General features: G+C 69.9%; 16 protein-coding genes and 1 pseudogene. 6 read left to right on the forward strand and 11 right to left on the reverse strand.

What is annotated here, in order from left to right:
- Window positions 1–10: 10 nt before the first annotated feature.
- On the reverse strand, window positions 11–832 hold the full coding sequence (locus ABD810_RS24600) for an undecaprenyl-diphosphate phosphatase (protein WP_344944907.1): 822 nt from the start codon (window positions 830–832) through the stop codon (window positions 11–13).
- A gap of 248 nt (window positions 833–1,080) precedes the next feature.
- Here ABD810_RS24600 and ABD810_RS24605 point away from each other — a divergent pair, with 248 nt between their 5' ends.
- Entirely contained in the window at window positions 1,081–2,028 is a 948-nt protein-coding gene (locus tag ABD810_RS24605) for an aldo/keto reductase (RefSeq protein ID WP_344944910.1), read from the forward strand.
- A 193-nt stretch (window positions 2,029–2,221) separates the two neighbouring features.
- Window positions 2,222–3,343: a hypothetical protein gene (locus ABD810_RS24610; protein ID WP_344944913.1), complete on the forward strand. Its 1,122-nt coding sequence runs from the start codon at window positions 2,222–2,224 to the stop codon at window positions 3,341–3,343.
- A gap of 6 nt (window positions 3,344–3,349) precedes the next feature.
- On the opposite strand, the gene fabI is transcribed toward ABD810_RS24610, so the two are convergent.
- Complete coding sequence (gene fabI / locus ABD810_RS24615) at window positions 3,350–4,114, reverse strand: enoyl-ACP reductase FabI (protein WP_344944916.1); 765 nt, start codon at window positions 4,112–4,114, stop codon at window positions 3,350–3,352.
- 1 nt (window position 4,115) lies between these two features.
- On the reverse strand, window positions 4,116–4,820 hold the full coding sequence (gene fabG / locus ABD810_RS24620) for a 3-oxoacyl-ACP reductase FabG (protein ID WP_344944919.1): 705 nt from the start codon (window positions 4,818–4,820) through the stop codon (window positions 4,116–4,118).
- Between the two features lie 76 nt (window positions 4,821–4,896).
- Here fabG and ABD810_RS24625 point away from each other — a divergent pair, with 76 nt between their 5' ends.
- Window positions 4,897–6,396 carry a TldD/PmbA family protein gene (locus ABD810_RS24625; RefSeq protein WP_344944922.1) on the forward strand — a complete coding sequence of 500 codons (1,500 nt, stop codon included), beginning with the start codon at window positions 4,897–4,899 and terminating at the stop codon, window positions 6,394–6,396.
- Window positions 6,393–7,760 (forward strand): metallopeptidase TldD-related protein, encoded by a 1,368-nt coding sequence (locus tag ABD810_RS24630; RefSeq protein ID WP_344944925.1) that lies wholly within the window; start codon window positions 6,393–6,395, stop codon window positions 7,758–7,760. Before ABD810_RS24625 ends, ABD810_RS24630 begins: the two co-directional genes overlap by 4 nt.
- A 42-nt stretch (window positions 7,761–7,802) precedes the next feature.
- Here ABD810_RS24630 and ABD810_RS24635 read toward each other — a convergent pair whose 3' ends face one another.
- On the reverse strand, window positions 7,803–8,015 hold the full coding sequence (locus tag ABD810_RS24635) for a dodecin (protein ID WP_344944927.1): 213 nt from the start codon (window positions 8,013–8,015) through the stop codon (window positions 7,803–7,805).
- A 31-nt stretch (window positions 8,016–8,046) separates the two neighbouring features.
- Here ABD810_RS24635 and ABD810_RS24640 point away from each other — a divergent pair, with 31 nt between their 5' ends.
- Entirely contained in the window at window positions 8,047–8,418 is a 372-nt protein-coding gene (locus ABD810_RS24640) for a DUF3099 domain-containing protein (RefSeq protein ID WP_344944930.1), read from the forward strand.
- 192 nt (window positions 8,419–8,610) lie between these two features.
- On the opposite strand, the gene ABD810_RS24645 is transcribed toward ABD810_RS24640, so the two are convergent.
- The 7 genes and pseudogenes from ABD810_RS24645 to ABD810_RS24675 all read right to left on the reverse strand — a co-directional run bounded on the left by ABD810_RS24645 (window position 8,611) and on the right by ABD810_RS24675 (window position 13,669).
- Window positions 8,611–8,892: a DUF6457 domain-containing protein gene (locus ABD810_RS24645; protein WP_344944934.1), complete on the reverse strand. Its 282-nt coding sequence runs from the start codon at window positions 8,890–8,892 to the stop codon at window positions 8,611–8,613.
- 31 nt (window positions 8,893–8,923) lie between these two features.
- Complete coding sequence (gene mobA, locus ABD810_RS24650) at window positions 8,924–9,622, reverse strand: molybdenum cofactor guanylyltransferase (RefSeq protein WP_344944937.1); 699 nt, start codon at window positions 9,620–9,622, stop codon at window positions 8,924–8,926.
- Window position 9,623: 1 nt separating this feature from the next.
- Window positions 9,624–10,613, reverse strand: coding sequence for a GTP 3',8-cyclase MoaA (gene moaA / locus ABD810_RS24655; protein ID WP_344944940.1), 990 nt, complete (start codon window positions 10,611–10,613; stop codon window positions 9,624–9,626).
- A 183-nt stretch (window positions 10,614–10,796) separates the two neighbouring features.
- Window positions 10,797–11,885 carry a LacI family DNA-binding transcriptional regulator gene (locus ABD810_RS24660; protein ID WP_344944943.1) on the reverse strand — a complete coding sequence of 363 codons (1,089 nt, stop codon included), beginning with the start codon at window positions 11,883–11,885 and terminating at the stop codon, window positions 10,797–10,799.
- A gap of 287 nt (window positions 11,886–12,172) precedes the next feature.
- A pseudogene (locus ABD810_RS41095) lies at window positions 12,173–12,307 on the reverse strand (RtcB family protein); the annotation flags it as partial.
- A gap of 138 nt (window positions 12,308–12,445) precedes the next feature.
- Window positions 12,446–12,847, reverse strand: a complete 402-nt coding sequence (locus tag ABD810_RS24670) for a hypothetical protein (RefSeq protein ID WP_344944946.1) — start codon at window positions 12,845–12,847, stop codon at window positions 12,446–12,448.
- A gap of 114 nt (window positions 12,848–12,961) precedes the next feature.
- Window positions 12,962–13,669, reverse strand: a complete 708-nt coding sequence (locus tag ABD810_RS24675; protein ID WP_344944949.1) for a DUF899 family protein — start codon at window positions 13,667–13,669, stop codon at window positions 12,962–12,964.
- A gap of 136 nt (window positions 13,670–13,805) precedes the next feature.
- Here ABD810_RS24675 and ABD810_RS24680 point away from each other — a divergent pair, with 136 nt between their 5' ends.
- The gene (locus ABD810_RS24680; RefSeq protein WP_344944952.1) at window positions 13,806–14,732 is read left to right on the forward strand and encodes an RNA polymerase subunit sigma-70; all 927 of its coding nucleotides are present in this window, start codon (window positions 13,806–13,808) and stop codon (window positions 14,730–14,732) included.
- The last annotated feature ends 3 nt before the right edge of the window (window positions 14,733–14,735 follow it).

Consider the following 14,735-nt stretch of genomic DNA (forward strand, 5'->3'; position numbering starts at 1 on the left):
AAAGGCAAGCTTATTGGGCCGTGATCACCCCTAGAGACAAGAGTGTCAACAAGAAGGCGCCGATGAAGACCCGGTAGGTGACAAAAACCATCATGGAATGCCGGGTGATGTAGCGCAGCAGCCACGCGATGGAGGCGTACCCCACGACGAAGGACACGATGGTGGCGATCAAGGTCGGCACGAGGTCCGGGCCGCCGCCCGCGCCGACGTCGCCCAGCTCGAAAAGCCCCGACAGCACCACGGCGGGGATGGACAGCAGGAACGAGTAACGGGCCGCCGCCTCCCGGGTGAACCCGAGGAACAGCCCGCCGGTGATCGTCGATCCGGAACGGGACGCGCCCGGGACCAGCGCGAGCGCCTGGAAGCCCCCGATGATCAGGCCGTCCTTCAACGTCAGGTCGCCGATGGCCGTCCTCTGCCGTCCCACCTGCTCGGCCAGGAGCAGGAGCAGGCCGAAGACGATCAGCACGGTGGCGTTGATCCACAGGTTGCGGGCCGGTCCCTCGATCTGGTCCTTGAACACCAGGCCCAGCACGCCGAGCGGGATCGTGCCGAGACCGATGTACCAGCCCATCTTGGCGTCCATGTCGCCGCGTAGTTCCGGGGTCCACAGGCTGCGCAGCCAGGTCCACATGATGCGCACGATGTCGCGCCGGAAATAGATGACGACGGCCAGCATGGTGCCCAGTTGGATGACCGCGGTGAAGGCGGCTCCCGGGTCCGACCAGCCGAACAGTTTGGGAACGATGAGCAGATGAGCAGAGCTGGAGATGGGCAGGAACTCCGTGAGGCCCTGCACGATGCCGAGCACGATCGCTTGCAGTGCGTCCATAGTGCGCGCAAGCCTAGGGGAGCCTCGCCGCCGTGGTCAGGCAGGTGCGGCGGGACTCGCGAACGAACCACCATCAATGGCGACTAACAACTGAAGGCCTGGTGGGTGCGGTCTTCTGGAAGATCACCACCCGGGCTCGCGCGTGGCGGATGACAGGGCGCGGAGGGGCCGGGACGAGGGCCCGGGAGAGGCGCGTCCTTCACCATCGAGCGAAGTGCGACGTTCCAACGCGGTAACCTGGCCGGATCATGGATCAGCGATTGGTCGGTCGTAGCGGTCTTTCGGTGTCACGGGTGGGACTGGGCACCATGACCTGGGGGCGTGACACCGGCGCCGAGGAAGCCGCCGCGCAGCTCGTCGCCTTCGCCGAAGCCGGGGGGACCCTGGTCGACACCGCCGACGTCTACGCCGGGGGCGACGCCGAGCGGTTGCTCGGCCGCCTGCTGCGGGAGTCGGTGCCGCGTTCGGAGATGGTCATCGCGACCAAGGCCGTGCTCACCCCCAGAGGCCCCCGATCGAGGAACGCCTCCCGCAGGAGCCTCCTCTCCGCGCTCGACGCCTCCCTGGGCCGGCTGGGGGTGGACGAGGTCGATCTGTGGCAGCTGCACGCCTTCGACCCCGAGGTCCCCCTGGAGGAGACCCTGGCGGCGGTCGACACCGCCGTCTGCTCCGGTCGCACGATGTACGCCGGAGTGTGCAACTACGCCGGATGGCAGCTCGCCGCGGCGGGCGTCTGGCAGCGATCGGCCCCCGGACGGGCGCCCATCGTGTCCGCCCAGGTCGAATACTCCCTGCTCGCCAGGGACGCCGAGCGTGAGGTTTTGGCCGCGGCCGAGCACGTCGGCGCCGGGGTGCTGGCCTGGTCGCCGCTCGGGCGTGGCGTGCTCACCGGCAAGTACCGCGTGGGCATCCCCGCCGACTCCCGCGCGGCGACGCCGCACTTCGCCGACTTCGTCCATCCGTATCTCGACGAGCGGTGCCGCCGCGTGGTCGAGTCCGTGACCACCGCCGCGGAGGGGCTCGCGGTCTCGCCTCTCGCGGTGGCCCTCTCCTGGGTCCGCGACCAGCCGGGCGTGGCGGCGGCCATCGTCGGGGCACGCACCCATGCCCAGCTCAAGGGCGTGCTGCAGGCCGAGGAGTTGACGTTGCCCATGGAGATCCGTGAGGCTCTCGACGACGTGTCCGCTACCGATTAGTCCCGATATGCGTGCGGGCGCCACGGGAAACCTCGCGTGTCACCGAACAGGAATCTCGTTCGCGTATCACTACTCGGTACCGAATCGCACCTTTTCATGGAAAGACCGGCGTGGTGCCACACGATGGTCTTGGAGGCGGCGGGAGGGGAGCCCGCGCCTCCGCTATACGTGTGGAAGACGATGGAGGGGAACCATGCGTAGACGCACCACCGCCATTTCGGCGGGCGCGTTGACGCTCGCGCTCAGCGGGGGAACGGTGCTTCTGGTGACGACGCCCGCCACCGCGTTCTCGGCGAGCGTGATGAAATGCGACCGCGGCGGCGGCGCCTCATCGAGCCTCACCGGCGACGTCTGCCACCTGCTCGGCGGGGTCACCGCCCCGGTGGACGCCCTGACCGGCGGCCTCGGCCCGCTCACCGCCACGGTGGGCGAACGGGCCGGCGACAAGCCCGGCCCCACCGCCGGCACGGCCGGCGACAAGCCCGACCACAAGTCCGACCCCATCACCGATACGGATGGCGAACCGACCGGCGGCGAGCCCGATCCGGTCACCGACCAGGTCGGCGACAAGGTCGACGCGGTCACCGACCAGGTTGAGGAGCTCGCGGACGACACGCAGAAGAAGCTCGACAAGGTGGCCAAGAAGGCCGGCAAGGGCCGCCGGAACAACGACGGCCGGGCTTCGTCCAGCCCCTCCCCCACCGCGAGCCCGCGCTCGACCTCGCCCGGCGGCCGCGGCGAGGCGTCCGGCGACTCCTCGTACGGGGACCTGCTCGGCTTGCCCATCGACGCGCGGTGCCTGCCCCTGATCGCCCCGCCGGACTGCGGGCGGGGCGCGTCCTCGCCGGCCCCCAGCTCATCCGCGGGACCGGACCGTTCCACTCCGACCACGGCGCCCGACGGTCCGGCCTCGTCCGACCTTCCCGGAGGGCAGGCGCCGGCGCCGCCCGCGGTGCGTCCCGTCAAGCCGCAGGAGAACGGGGACACGAATGGCGTGGACCTCGGCGACCTGGAGCAGCGTGCCACCGCGTACACCCCGTACGCGATACCGCCCTCAACCGACGTCGAGACGCCACCGCTCACCCCGCTCTGGCCCGGCCAGCCCCTTCCGACGCTGACCGACCGCCTCGGCGCCGCCAAGCTGGTGCCGCACCGGCCGCAGGACCTGGTGGGGACCGTGCTGACCGCGGTGCTGCTCGCCTCGGCGATCCTGGCTACACGCATCGTCCAGGCGCGCAAGAAGGACAGCACACCGCAGTCGATGCCGTTCGAGGGCCTGCGTCGTAACGACTCCGGACGGCACCGCCTGGCCTGACCCCGGTCAGACCCCCATGGCGTGGACACCGCCGTCGACGTGCACGATCTCGCCCGTCGTGGCGGGGAACCAGTCGGACAGCAACGCCACGCACGCCTTGGCCGCCGGCGAGGTGTCGGCGAGGTCCCACCCGAGGGGCGCCTTGGCCGGCCAGCTCTCCTCGAACTCCTTGAACCCGGGAATGCTCTTGGCGGCCATGGTGCGCAGCGGGCCCGCCGCCACGAGGTTCACCCGGATACCGTGCTTGCCGAGATCGCGGGCCAGGTAACGCGAGCAGGACTCCAGCCCGGCCTTGGCCACGCCCATCCAGTCGTACACCGGCCACGCCTTGGTGGCGTCGAAGTCGAGGCCGACAACGGCGCCGCCCTCCTTCATCAGCGGCAGGCAGGCGACGGCCAGCGACTTGAAGGAGAAGGTCGAGATGTGCATGGCCGTGGCCACGTCGTCCCAGGTGGTGTTGAGGAAGTTGCCGCCGAGCGCGGTCTGCGGCGCGAATCCGATGGAGTGCACCACCCCGTCGAGGCCCCCGAGGTGCTCGCCCACGCGGTCGGCCAGGGAGTCGAGGTGCTCGGTGTTCTGCACGTCGAGCTCGATCACCGGCGGCGTCTCGGGGAGCCGCTTGGCGATGCGCTCGACGAGGCTGAGCCGCCCGAAGCCGGTGAGGACGATCTGCGCGCCCTCCTCCTGGGCCAGCCTGGCCACCGAGAAGGCGATCGAGGCGTCGGTGAGCACGCCGCTGACCAAGAGCCTTTTGCCGTCGAGAATTCCCATGTCAGTGCCCCATTCCCAGGCCGCCGTCGACGGGGATGACCGCGCCGGTGATGTAGGCGGCGTCGTCGCTCGCCAGGAACTTGACCACTCGCGCGATCTCGGCCGCGCTCGCGGGGCGGCCGAGCGGGATGGTCTTGTAGATGGCCTGTTGTTGTTCGGCCCCGAGGGCGGCCGTCATGTCGGTCTCGACGAAGCCCGGGGCGACCACGTTGACCGTGATGCCGCGCGAGCCGAGCTCGCGTGCCAGGGACCGCGCGAAGCCGATCATGCCGGCCTTGGAGGCGGCGTAGTTGGTCTGGCCGGCGGAGCCGGACATCGCGACGACGGAGGAGATGAGCACCAGCCGGCCACGCCGCATCCTCAGCATGCCGCGGCACGCGCGCTTCGCGACGCGGTAGGCGCCGGTCAGGTTGGTGTCGATGACGTCGGTGAAGGTCTCTTCCTTCATCAGCGGCAGCAGCGTGTCCTTGGTGATGCCGGCGTTCGCCACGACGACCTCGACGGGCCCGTGCTCGGCCTCGACCTTGGAGAAGGCGTTGTCGACGTCTTCGGAGCTGGTGACGTCGCACTTCACGCCGAAGAGCCCCTCTGGGGGCTCCCCCGAGCGGTAGGTGACGGCGACGGCGTCACCGGCCGCGGCCAGCTCACGGGCTATCGAAAGGCCGATCCCGCGGTTACCACCGGTTACGAGTACTGAACGAGCCATGGCAAAGACGCTATCGCCTACTCGCGCGTAAGCCCTTATCCGCGCCGTACAAGATCACACGGTTAGGATCGTGGACATGCGCCAGATCGATCCCGACTTTCTCGCCCTGCCACTGCGGCAACTGGCGGACGCGGCTCTGCAGCGTGCCCGTGAGCTGGGCGCCGAGCACGCCGACTTCCGGCTTGAACGGGTGCGCGGCGAGACGCTGAGCCTCTTCGACGCCCGGCTCGAAGGCTCCATGGACGCCGACGACCTCGGATACGCGGTGCGCGTCATCCGCGGCGGCACCTGGGGGTTCGCGGCCGGCATCGAGCTCACTCCCGAAGCCGCCGCGGCGGTGGCCGAGCAGGCCGTCCAGGTGGCCGAGGTCGCCGCCGCCGTGAACCGCGAGCCTGTGGAGCTGGCCCCCGAGCCGGTCCACGCGGGTGTCACCTGGGTGTCGTCCTACGACATCGACCCCTTCTCGGTGCCGCTGAAGGACAAGGCCGGGCTGCTGGCCGACTGGTCCGCCGGCCTGCTGAAGGATCCCCGCGTCGACCACGTCTCCGCCTCGCTCATGCAGGTCAAGGAGCAGAAGTTCTACGCCGACACCGCCGGCACCGACGCCACCCAGCAGCGGGTCAGGATCCATCCCGTCCTCACGGTGATGCGGGCGGCCGACGGGCGCTTCGACGACATGCGCACGCTGGCGCCGCCGGTGGGCCGCGGCTACGAATACCTCTCCGGCACCGGCTGGGACTTCCTCGCCGAGCTCTCCACCCTGCCTGAGCTGCTGGAGGAGAAGCTGAAAGCCCCCTCTGTCGAGGCGGGCACCTACGACCTGGTGATCCACCCGTCGAACCTGTGGCTCACGATCCACGAGTCGATCGGGCACGCCACCGAGCTCGACCGGGCGCTGGGCTACGAGGCGGCGTACGCCGGCACGAGCTTCGCCACCTTCGACAAGCTCGGCTCCCTCGAGTACGGCTCGCCGGTCATGAACGTCACCGGTGACCGCACGGCCGAGTACGGCCTGGCCTCGGTGGGCTACGACGACGAGGGCGTGGCGACGCGGCAGTTCGACATCGTGCGCAACGGGAGGCTGGCGGGCTACCAGCTCGACCGCCGCATGGCGCTGCTGAAGGGCCTCGGCCCCTCCAACGGGTGCGCGTTCGCCGACTCCCCCGGGCACGTCGCGATCCAGCGGATGGCCAACGTCTCCCTGCAGCCCGCGATCGACGGCCCCTCGACCGACGAGCTGATCTCCCGGGTCGAGCGCGGCATCTACATCATGGGCGACAAGAGCTGGTCCATCGACATGCAGCGATACAACTTCCAGTTCACCGGCCAGAGGTTCTACCGCATCGAGGGCGGCCGGCTCACCGGCCAGCTGCGCGACGTCGCCTACCAGGCCACCACCACCGACTTCTGGCGGTCGATGGAGGCGGTCGGCGGCCCGCAGACCTATTTGCTCGGCGGCGCCTTCAACTGCGGGAAGGGCCAGCCGGGGCAGGTGGCGCCGGTCAGTCACGGGACCCCGTCCGCCCTGTTCCGCGGGGTCAAGATCCTCAACACCGTTCAGGAGGGTGGAAAGTGACTCCTCAGGAGACCGTCGAGCGTGCCCTTGCGCTCAGCAAGGCCGACGACTGCGTCGTCATCGTCGACGAGGGGTCCACCGCGAACCTCCGCTTCGCCGGCAACACCCTGACCACCAACGGCGTGGCGCGTTCCTCGCGCCTCACCGTGATCTCGGTGACCGGCCGGGGTGTCGGCGTCGTCTCGCGCTCGGCCGTACGTCCCGACCAGCTCGCCGACGTCGTCACCGCGGCCGATCTGGCCTCCCACCAGGCCCCTCCGGCCGAGGACGCCCGGCCGCTGGTCGCGGGGGCCCAGTCGCCCGACTGGGACCGGCCCGCCGGCTCCACCTCGATCGGCGTGTTCGGCGAGTTCGCGCCGGCGCTGGGCGAGGCGTTCGCCGTGGCCGAGACCGCCAAGCGCAAGCTGTACGGTTTCGCCGAGCACACCCTCACCTCGACCTTCCTCGGGTCCTCCACCGGGCTGCGGCTGCGGCACGACCAGCCCACCGGCCGGCTGGAGCTCAACGCCAAGTCGCCCGACATGAGCCGCTCCGCCTGGACCGGCTTGGCCACCAGGGACTTCGCCGACGTCGACGTCGCCTCGCTGGACGCCACGCTCGCGCGCCGGCTCGACTGGGCCAAGCGCCGCGTCGAGCTGCCCGCCGACCGCTACGAGACGCTGATCCCGCCTTCGGCGGTGGCCGACCTGATGATCTACCTCTACTGGTCGGCGGGCGCCAGGGACGCCCTCGACGGCCGCACGGTGTTCTCCAAGCCGGGCGGCGGCACCCGGGTCGGCGAGTCGCTGTCGTCCTCCCCGGTCCGGCTCTACAGCGACCCCGCCGCGCGGGGCATCGAGTGCACGCCGTTCGTGGTCGCCCACGCGGGCAGCCGTGAGCGGTCGGTCTTCGACAACGGGCTGCCGCTGTCGGCGACCGACTGGGTCCATGACGGCTCCCTGTCCGCGCTGCTGCAGACCCGCTACTCCTCGGAGCTGACCGGGCTGGCGACGACCCCGCCGATCGACAACCTGATCATGTCGGGGTCCGAGGGCGGGCGCTCGCTGGACGAGATGGTCGCCTCCACCGAGCGGGGCCTGCTGCTCACCTGTCTGTGGTACATCCGCGAGGTGGACCCCCAGTCACTGCTGCTGACCGGCCTCACCCGCGACGGGGTCTACCTGGTCGAGAACGGCGAGGTGGTCGGCGAGGTGAACAACTTCCGGTTCAACGAGAGCCCGGTCGACCTGCTGGGCCGGCTCACCGAGATCGGCCGGGCGGAGCACACGCTCCCCCGCGAGTGGAACGACTACTTCACGCGCACGATCATGCCTGCCGTCCGGGTGCCCGACTTCAACATGTCGACGGTCAGCCAGGCCAACTGAGCCTGCACGCCGGTGCCGGGACCCCCCGGCACCGGCCGCGGGTCAGGAGTCCTCCAGGCGGAAGCCGACCTTCATGCCCACCTGGAAGTGGCCGACCTCGCCGTCCTGGATCTGCCCGCGGACCTCGGTGACCTCGAACCAGTCGAGGTGGCGCAGGGTCTCGGCGGCGCGGCGTATGCCGTTGCGGATCGCCTGGTCCACACTGTCGGGGGACGTCCCGACGATCTCCGTCACGCGGTATGTACGATCGCTCATCCAACTCTCCCTTACCGTCGGCCTTGATCGTATGACCGCCCCGTCCCGGCCGCCTGCCGGCCCGGCCGATCCGGGGGCTACCGTGGATGTTGTGAAGGTATGGCACGGCCGCACGGTCGTACACCAGGTCACCGACGCGAGACCCTCCCTCACGGCCGACATCGGCCGCAGGGAGAAGCGTTATTTCATCCAGATGGGGATCCGCACCCTCTGCCTGATCCTCGCCGTCGTGCTGAACGTACCCTGGCCGATCAGGGCGATGTTCGTCGCCGGTGCGATCTTTTTGCCATACATCGCCGTCATCGGGGCCAACCAGCCGAGTCGTGACGTGAGCTCGCCCTTCACCTCAGAAGAACCTAACCAAACCGAGATACCAAGGCACCGACGCGAGATCGGGTCGTGACAAAGTCTTGACGCACCCCATGGGTTGTAGGTGTACGCTTTAGACAAGCGCTCTGGTCCCCCGTCGGAGCGCTCGTGCCGGCGTTCCGGGCCCCCGTCGGAACGCCGATGAAGCAACGCCGGGTGGTTTGCCCCCGTAACCACCCGGCGTTGCCCATTTCTCCTTAAATCGCCGCTCCCTTAATCGGACGGCTCAGCGGTCGCCCAGCGTCTCCGCGGTGGCCTGCCCCCAGTTCTTCGCCATCGTCGACAGACGATCCAGCGCCTCCGGTGGCGCGGTGCCCGCGCCTTGCGCGAGCCCCAGCAGGTAGGCCGTGAGCGGCGCCGCCGGCCGGGCCACCCCGTGCGCGACGTCCCTGGTCAGGTCGAGAACCGCGTCGCGATCAACCTGCTCCGGGTCAAGGCCCAGCTCCTTGCAGACCAGCGCCGTCCACTCGGCCAGCACGTTCATGGCGTCCCTTTCTTCCCGAGTCATTCATCGGTCATAAAGCTGCGTTCAGCGATTGTTAATGTTCGCCGGTGATGTGCGGAATGCGCTCCCTGGCGTCTTCGACGTCGTCGATCGTGTCGCAATCGAACCACGGAACACGCCCGTCATCGTCCACCGGCAGGCTCAGCCGCACCGGTTCGAGTGGGCCGAGCAGCCCGCGCAGGGACCGGCCCTGGTAGGGGGCCAGCGCGCGGGCCAGCACCTCCGTACGCCAGACGCCGGTGAGCCACTGCTCGCGCCCGCCGTCGTCCACCAGCACGGCGCCTGCCCGGGGCCCGGCCGCGCCGAGCAGCGCCGCGACGTGCGCGGGCCGCAGGAACGGCAGGTCGGCGGCCAGCAGTGCCACCCACGGCGAGCGGGCCTGCGCGAGCCCCGTGCGGAGCGCGGGAACCGGGCCGCCTCCGGGCGGTTCCTCGCGGACGAACAGGGCGCGCGGCAGGCCGGAACGCCTCGGGCCCACCACGACGAGCCGTACGGCGTCCGGGACCGCGGCCGCGACCCGCTCGATCAGTGTCAGGCCGCCCACGCTGACACCGGGCTTGTCCCCGCCCCCGAGCCTGCGCGCGCCGCCTCCGGCGAGGATCACCGCGTCGTACGGCGTGCCGTGCGAGCCCGCGAGCGGCGCGGTGCGGGCCGGTGAGCGCTCGAAGCCCTCGCGACCCACCCCTGCGGCGTCCGGCGGGCCCTGCGGGACCACGTGACCGCCGGAGGGCATCTCAGCCGCCGATGGCCGACATCGGACGCGCCGGCTGCAGGAAGCTCGGGTCGTCGATGCCGTGCCCGGCCCGCTTGCCCCGTACGGCGGCGACCCACTGCGCGGCAAGCTCGTCGTCGGAGGCCCCCGCGCGCAGCGACCTTCGCAGATCGGACTCCTCGGTCGCGAACAGGCAGTTGCGGATCTGGCCGTCGGCGGTCAGCCGCACCCGGTCGCAGGCTCCGCAGAAGGGGCGGGTCACCGAGCCGATGACGCCCACCCGGGCGGGACCGCCGTCCACGAGGAAGATCTCGGCCGGGGCGCTGCCCCGCTCCCCCGGGTCGTCGGGGGTCAGCGTGAACTCGGGGGCGAGCATGTCGAGGATCTCGTCGGCGGTGACCATGTTCTCTCGCCGCCAGCCGTGCTGGGCGTCCAGCGGCATCTGCTCGATGAACCGCAGCTCGTAGCCCTGCTCCAGGCAGAACCGCAGCAGCGGCACCGCCTCGTGCTGGTTGATGTCCCGCATGAGCACCGTGTTGACCTTGACGGGGCGAAGGCCCGCGGCGTCGGCGGCGGCCAGTCCCGCGAGGACGTCGGCGAGGCGGTCGCGGTGCGAGAGCCGGATGAACGCGTCACGGTCGAGGGTGTCGAGCGAGATGTTGACCCGGTCGAGCCCGGCGGCGGCGAGGGGGGCGGCCAGCCGGGCCAGGCCGATGCCGTTGGAGGTGATGGACACCTGGGGCCGGGGGCGCAGCGCCGTGGTGCGCGTGACGATCTCGACGAGCTCCCGGCGCAGCAGGGGCTCGCCGCCGGTGTAGCGGACCTCGGTGATGCCGAGCCGCTCGACGCCGATCGTCACCACGCGGCAGATCTCGTCCGCCGTGAGCAGGTCGGGCTTCGGCAGCCAGTCGAGACCCTCAGGTGGCATGCAGTACGTGCAACGCAGGTTGCACTTGTCGGTCAGCGAGACCCGCAGGTCGGTCGCCACCCGCCCGAAGGAGTCAACGAGCACCAGGGGGCCCTCCTGTCGTGCGTACAAGGCGTTGTCGGTAGACCGCCAGCCTACGGCGCGCGCGGAAACCGCCTTCGCAGTAGGCCTTCCATCGCACAACATCTGATCTCCCCGCATGATTCCGCCGTCACGCCCGGAGCTCGCGCGGAGGGGACGGCGGGGCTCATGCAGAGGACGGCGGGCTCAGGAGCCGTGCGGGCGCCCGGAGCTGCGCCGGACCACGAGTCGGGGCTGCACCACGACGTGCGGGGGCGGCGTGGCCGGGGACGGGCCCTCGCGTACGCCGTCGGACGGCTCCATGGCCTGCCGGAGTGTCCCCACCGGCTCGTCCTCGCCCGCCAGCGCGTCGAGGAGGAGGGCGATGGCCTTGCGGCCCACCTCGGAGAAGTCCTGAGAGATCGTGGTCAGCGGTGGGGCGAAGAACTCGGACTCGGGGATGTCGTCGAAGCCGACTACGCTCACGTCCTCAGGGACGCGGATGCGCGCCTCGTCGAGAGCGCGCAGGACCCCGAGGGCCATCTGGTCGTTGGCGACGAAGACCGCCGTGAGGTCCGGCATCCCGGCCAGGATCTGACCGCAGCGGTAGCCCGAGCGCGGGCTCCAGTCTCCCGACAGCGGCTCGTGAATCTCCGCCCCGGCCGCGCGGAGCGTCTCCCGCCAGCCCTCCATGCGTCCCTGCGCCTCCAGCCAGTCCTGGGGCCCGGACACGTGCCAGACGGTGCGGTGGCCGAGCCGCAGCAGGTGCTCGGTGACGAGCACGCCGCCCTTGCGCTGGTCGACGTTCACGACGGGAAGCCCGACGTCGGCGTCGCCTTCGACCGTCACCACCGGCACGGGCTGCGGCATCTCGGCGAGCGCGACCGCGACCGCGCTCTGGGGGGCGATGACCACGAGCCCGTCGACCTGCTGGCGGCCGAGGTGGTCGAGCGCCTCGGCGAGATCGTGGCTGGTCAGCTCGCGCAGGCTGACGATGCTCACGAAGTAGCCGGCATCGCGGGCGGCTCGCTCGATGCCGTAGAGCGTGCTGGCCGGGCCGTACAGCGTGGTGTCGAAGGCGACCACCCCGAGGGTGTTGCTCTGCTTGGTCACCAGGGCGCGCGCGGTCGAGTTGCGCCGGTAGCCGAGGCCCTCGATGGCGGCGAGCACCCGGGCGCGTGTCTCCTGGCGCACGTTCGGATGGTCGTTGAGCACCCGGGAGACGGTCTGGTGGGACACCCCCGCGAGCCTTGCCACATCGGCCATGACGGGTGAGCGTTGGACGTTGCGAGCCATGGTCTGTCCCGCCTCCTTCCCGCACCCTTTGTATCGCAGTTCGAGCGCGTCAATTGTTAGCGCTCACAAGCACTTTGTGTCAAGGGGTTTCGGGGATCGGTACTCACTCCTACCAGGATGGCATCACTCTCTCACGGAAAAACGGGAAAACCTTCGCCTTCTTCTCGGGGACGAAGGCGCCGGCGAGAAGCACCGTCACCACGAACCGCGAGCCCTCGCCCCCTTCCCAGGGGACGAAGGCTCGCGGGCCAGGACGACCCTCCCACACGTGCAAGAGTGTGACCGCGTCACCCCTTGATGCAGATGATCTGGCGGAGGTGGGCGACGACCTCGACCAGGTCGGTCTGGGCCGCCATGACCGACTCCAGGTCCTTGTAGGCGCCCGGGATCTCGTCGAGCACCCCCGCGTCCTTACGGCACTCTGCACGGTGAGGCGTTCTGGGCTGAGATCGTACGGGGGCGTATCTCGGCAACTCGGAAACTCGCACGGGAACGGGACCCTAGTACTCCAACGTCATTTGATCGGCCGACTGGCTTGCTCGGCTAGCTCATGAAGAAGATCATGGCCGCGAGGCTTGCCCCCATGGCCAGATGCTCCCAATGGAGCAGGTCCGTGATCGGTCGATTGCGCAGCCGGACGAGTGCGGTCGCCATCCAGCAGAGGTAAGCCGCCGTGGCGGCGCGCGTAGCAACACGAGCGCCGCGTCATGGCCGGTGACGGTGCCGTGGTCCGTCCGGGGCCCGGCGGTCATGTGGTGGGTAGCCATCGACTCGCCGTGTTGATGCATCAGCACGGCGAGCGCCATGAGCACGGCCCCGGCCATACGGTGCCACTCCAGCTCCGGGCCGCGCTCGGTCGGACCGCCGACGACGATTGCCACCGCCAAGGCCAGGAGCAGCAGCGTGCCCGCGTGCTGCACAACCGGTGCGGCGTCGAGGGTCACCGCGACCATGACAGCCACTGTCGCACCCGCAAGCGTTCGGGCTCTGCGGGAAGCGCCCGCCCGCGCGGCACGACGCAGCAGCAGGCTGACACCGCGGCCGACCCGAGCATGATCACCTCGATCATCAGGACGTCATCGCGGTGCGACGCCGGGGCGTGACCATTGCGCGGTGGGGCGGCCGTTGAGACGCCACGGGTGCCCGGTGACCCGCGGCCAGCCTTCAGGCGAGTTTTCCCAATTCTCCTGCCGGCCGTACACCGTGAGGTCCAGGGCGTGGTAAGTGGTCATCAACGCCTCCACGCCCCGCCCGGTGGTCCAGTAGGTCTCGTAGACCTTGTCGCCGTCGCGCAGGTAGCACGCGATGAACCCGAAGTCACGACCGTCGGCCAGAGCCGGGTCGGAGTCTTTCGCCGAATACCAGGGGAACCTATAGCCCATGAACTCCGCGAACGGGGCACTTTCGTCGTAGGGACCCTCGCAGAACACGGCGTAGGTGACGTCCCGAGCGTGCAGGTAGTCCAGCATCTGCATGTGACAGGTCGAGAAGGTGCACCCCTCACACTGATGCTCGTACGATTTGCCGTCGTGCCACATGTGGAAGTAGGCGATGAGCATCCGGCGGCCCTCGAACACCTCCACCAGCGGGGTGTCCCCGCCAGGGCCCCACACCGTCACCGTCGGCATCAAGGTCATCGGCAGCTGACGACGAGCGGCTGCGATCGCGTCTCCTTCGCGGGTATGGGCCTTCTCCCGGACCAGCAGTTCGTCGCGCTCGCGCAGCCAGGTCTCCCGGTCGACGACCGGGGGCGCGGCGGCGCTGGACGCGGGGGTTGCCGTCATGGCTATCTCCTTCGTGGAGTGGGGATCGGTCACAGGTACAGACGACCGAGTCGGCGATCGTCATCGGTGACCGATGACGGATGGGTCCGCGGTCGTCAGTACGGTTGTGAGGATCACTCAGCCCCGGAGAAATCACATGTCCGACTCGCCTGATGAGCAGGCGGTCTGGCTGCAGCGCGCCTTCGACGAGCACCGGCGTGAGCTACACGTCCACTGCTACCGCCTCGCCGGGAACGTCACCGACGCGGACGACCTGGTGCAGGAGACCTTCCTGCGTGCCTGGCGGGCTCGCGACCGCTTCGAGGGTCGGGCTTCGGCACGCACCTGGTTCTACCGGATCGCCACGAACGTCTTCCTCGACAGCCGCAAGGCGGTCGGTCACCGGACGGTACCGTACGGTGATCCGCTGGAGTGGTCCACCGAGCTCGGTCCCTATCCCGACGCCCTGCTGGCCGACGATCCGCAGACCGGTCTCGCCGCCCGGGAGACCGTCGAGCTGGCCGTGATCGCAGCGCTCATGTACCTGCCGCCGCGGCAGCGGGCGGCCTTCGTGCTGCGCGACGTCTACGGCTGGACGCCGCAGGAGATCGCCGCCGCGCTCGACACCGCCGTAGCGGCCGTCAACAGCCTCCTCCAGCGGGCCCGCCACACCCTCCGGCGGCGCGCTCCGTCGGACCCGAAGGATTGGCGCCGCCCGCAGCTCACCAGTGAGGACGAAGAGATCCTGCGCCGCTACGCCAACGCCAACGCGAAGGGCCCGGAGACGATCCGGGCACTGCTCGCCGAGGACGTACGGATCACGATGCCGCCCGAGCCGCCGGTCATCGGGATCGACGCGGCCGCGGAGTTCCTCGGCCGACCGCTCGACTGGCGTACGTTCCCCACCTCGGCCAACGGGCGCCCGGCACTGATCAACTATCTCCGCCGGCCCGGCAGCCCGCACTACGAGGCGTTGGTCGTCGACGTACTCCGGATCGAGAACGGGAAGATCGTAGAGAGCAACGCCTTCATCGGTGCCCGTCACGTCGCCGCCTTCAGCATGCCCGCCACACTCGAGCCCTAGACG

Source organism: Sphaerisporangium flaviroseum, from assembly GCF_039537005.1.
Classification (GTDB): Bacteria; Actinomycetota; Actinomycetes; order Streptosporangiales; family Streptosporangiaceae; genus Sphaerisporangium; species Sphaerisporangium flaviroseum.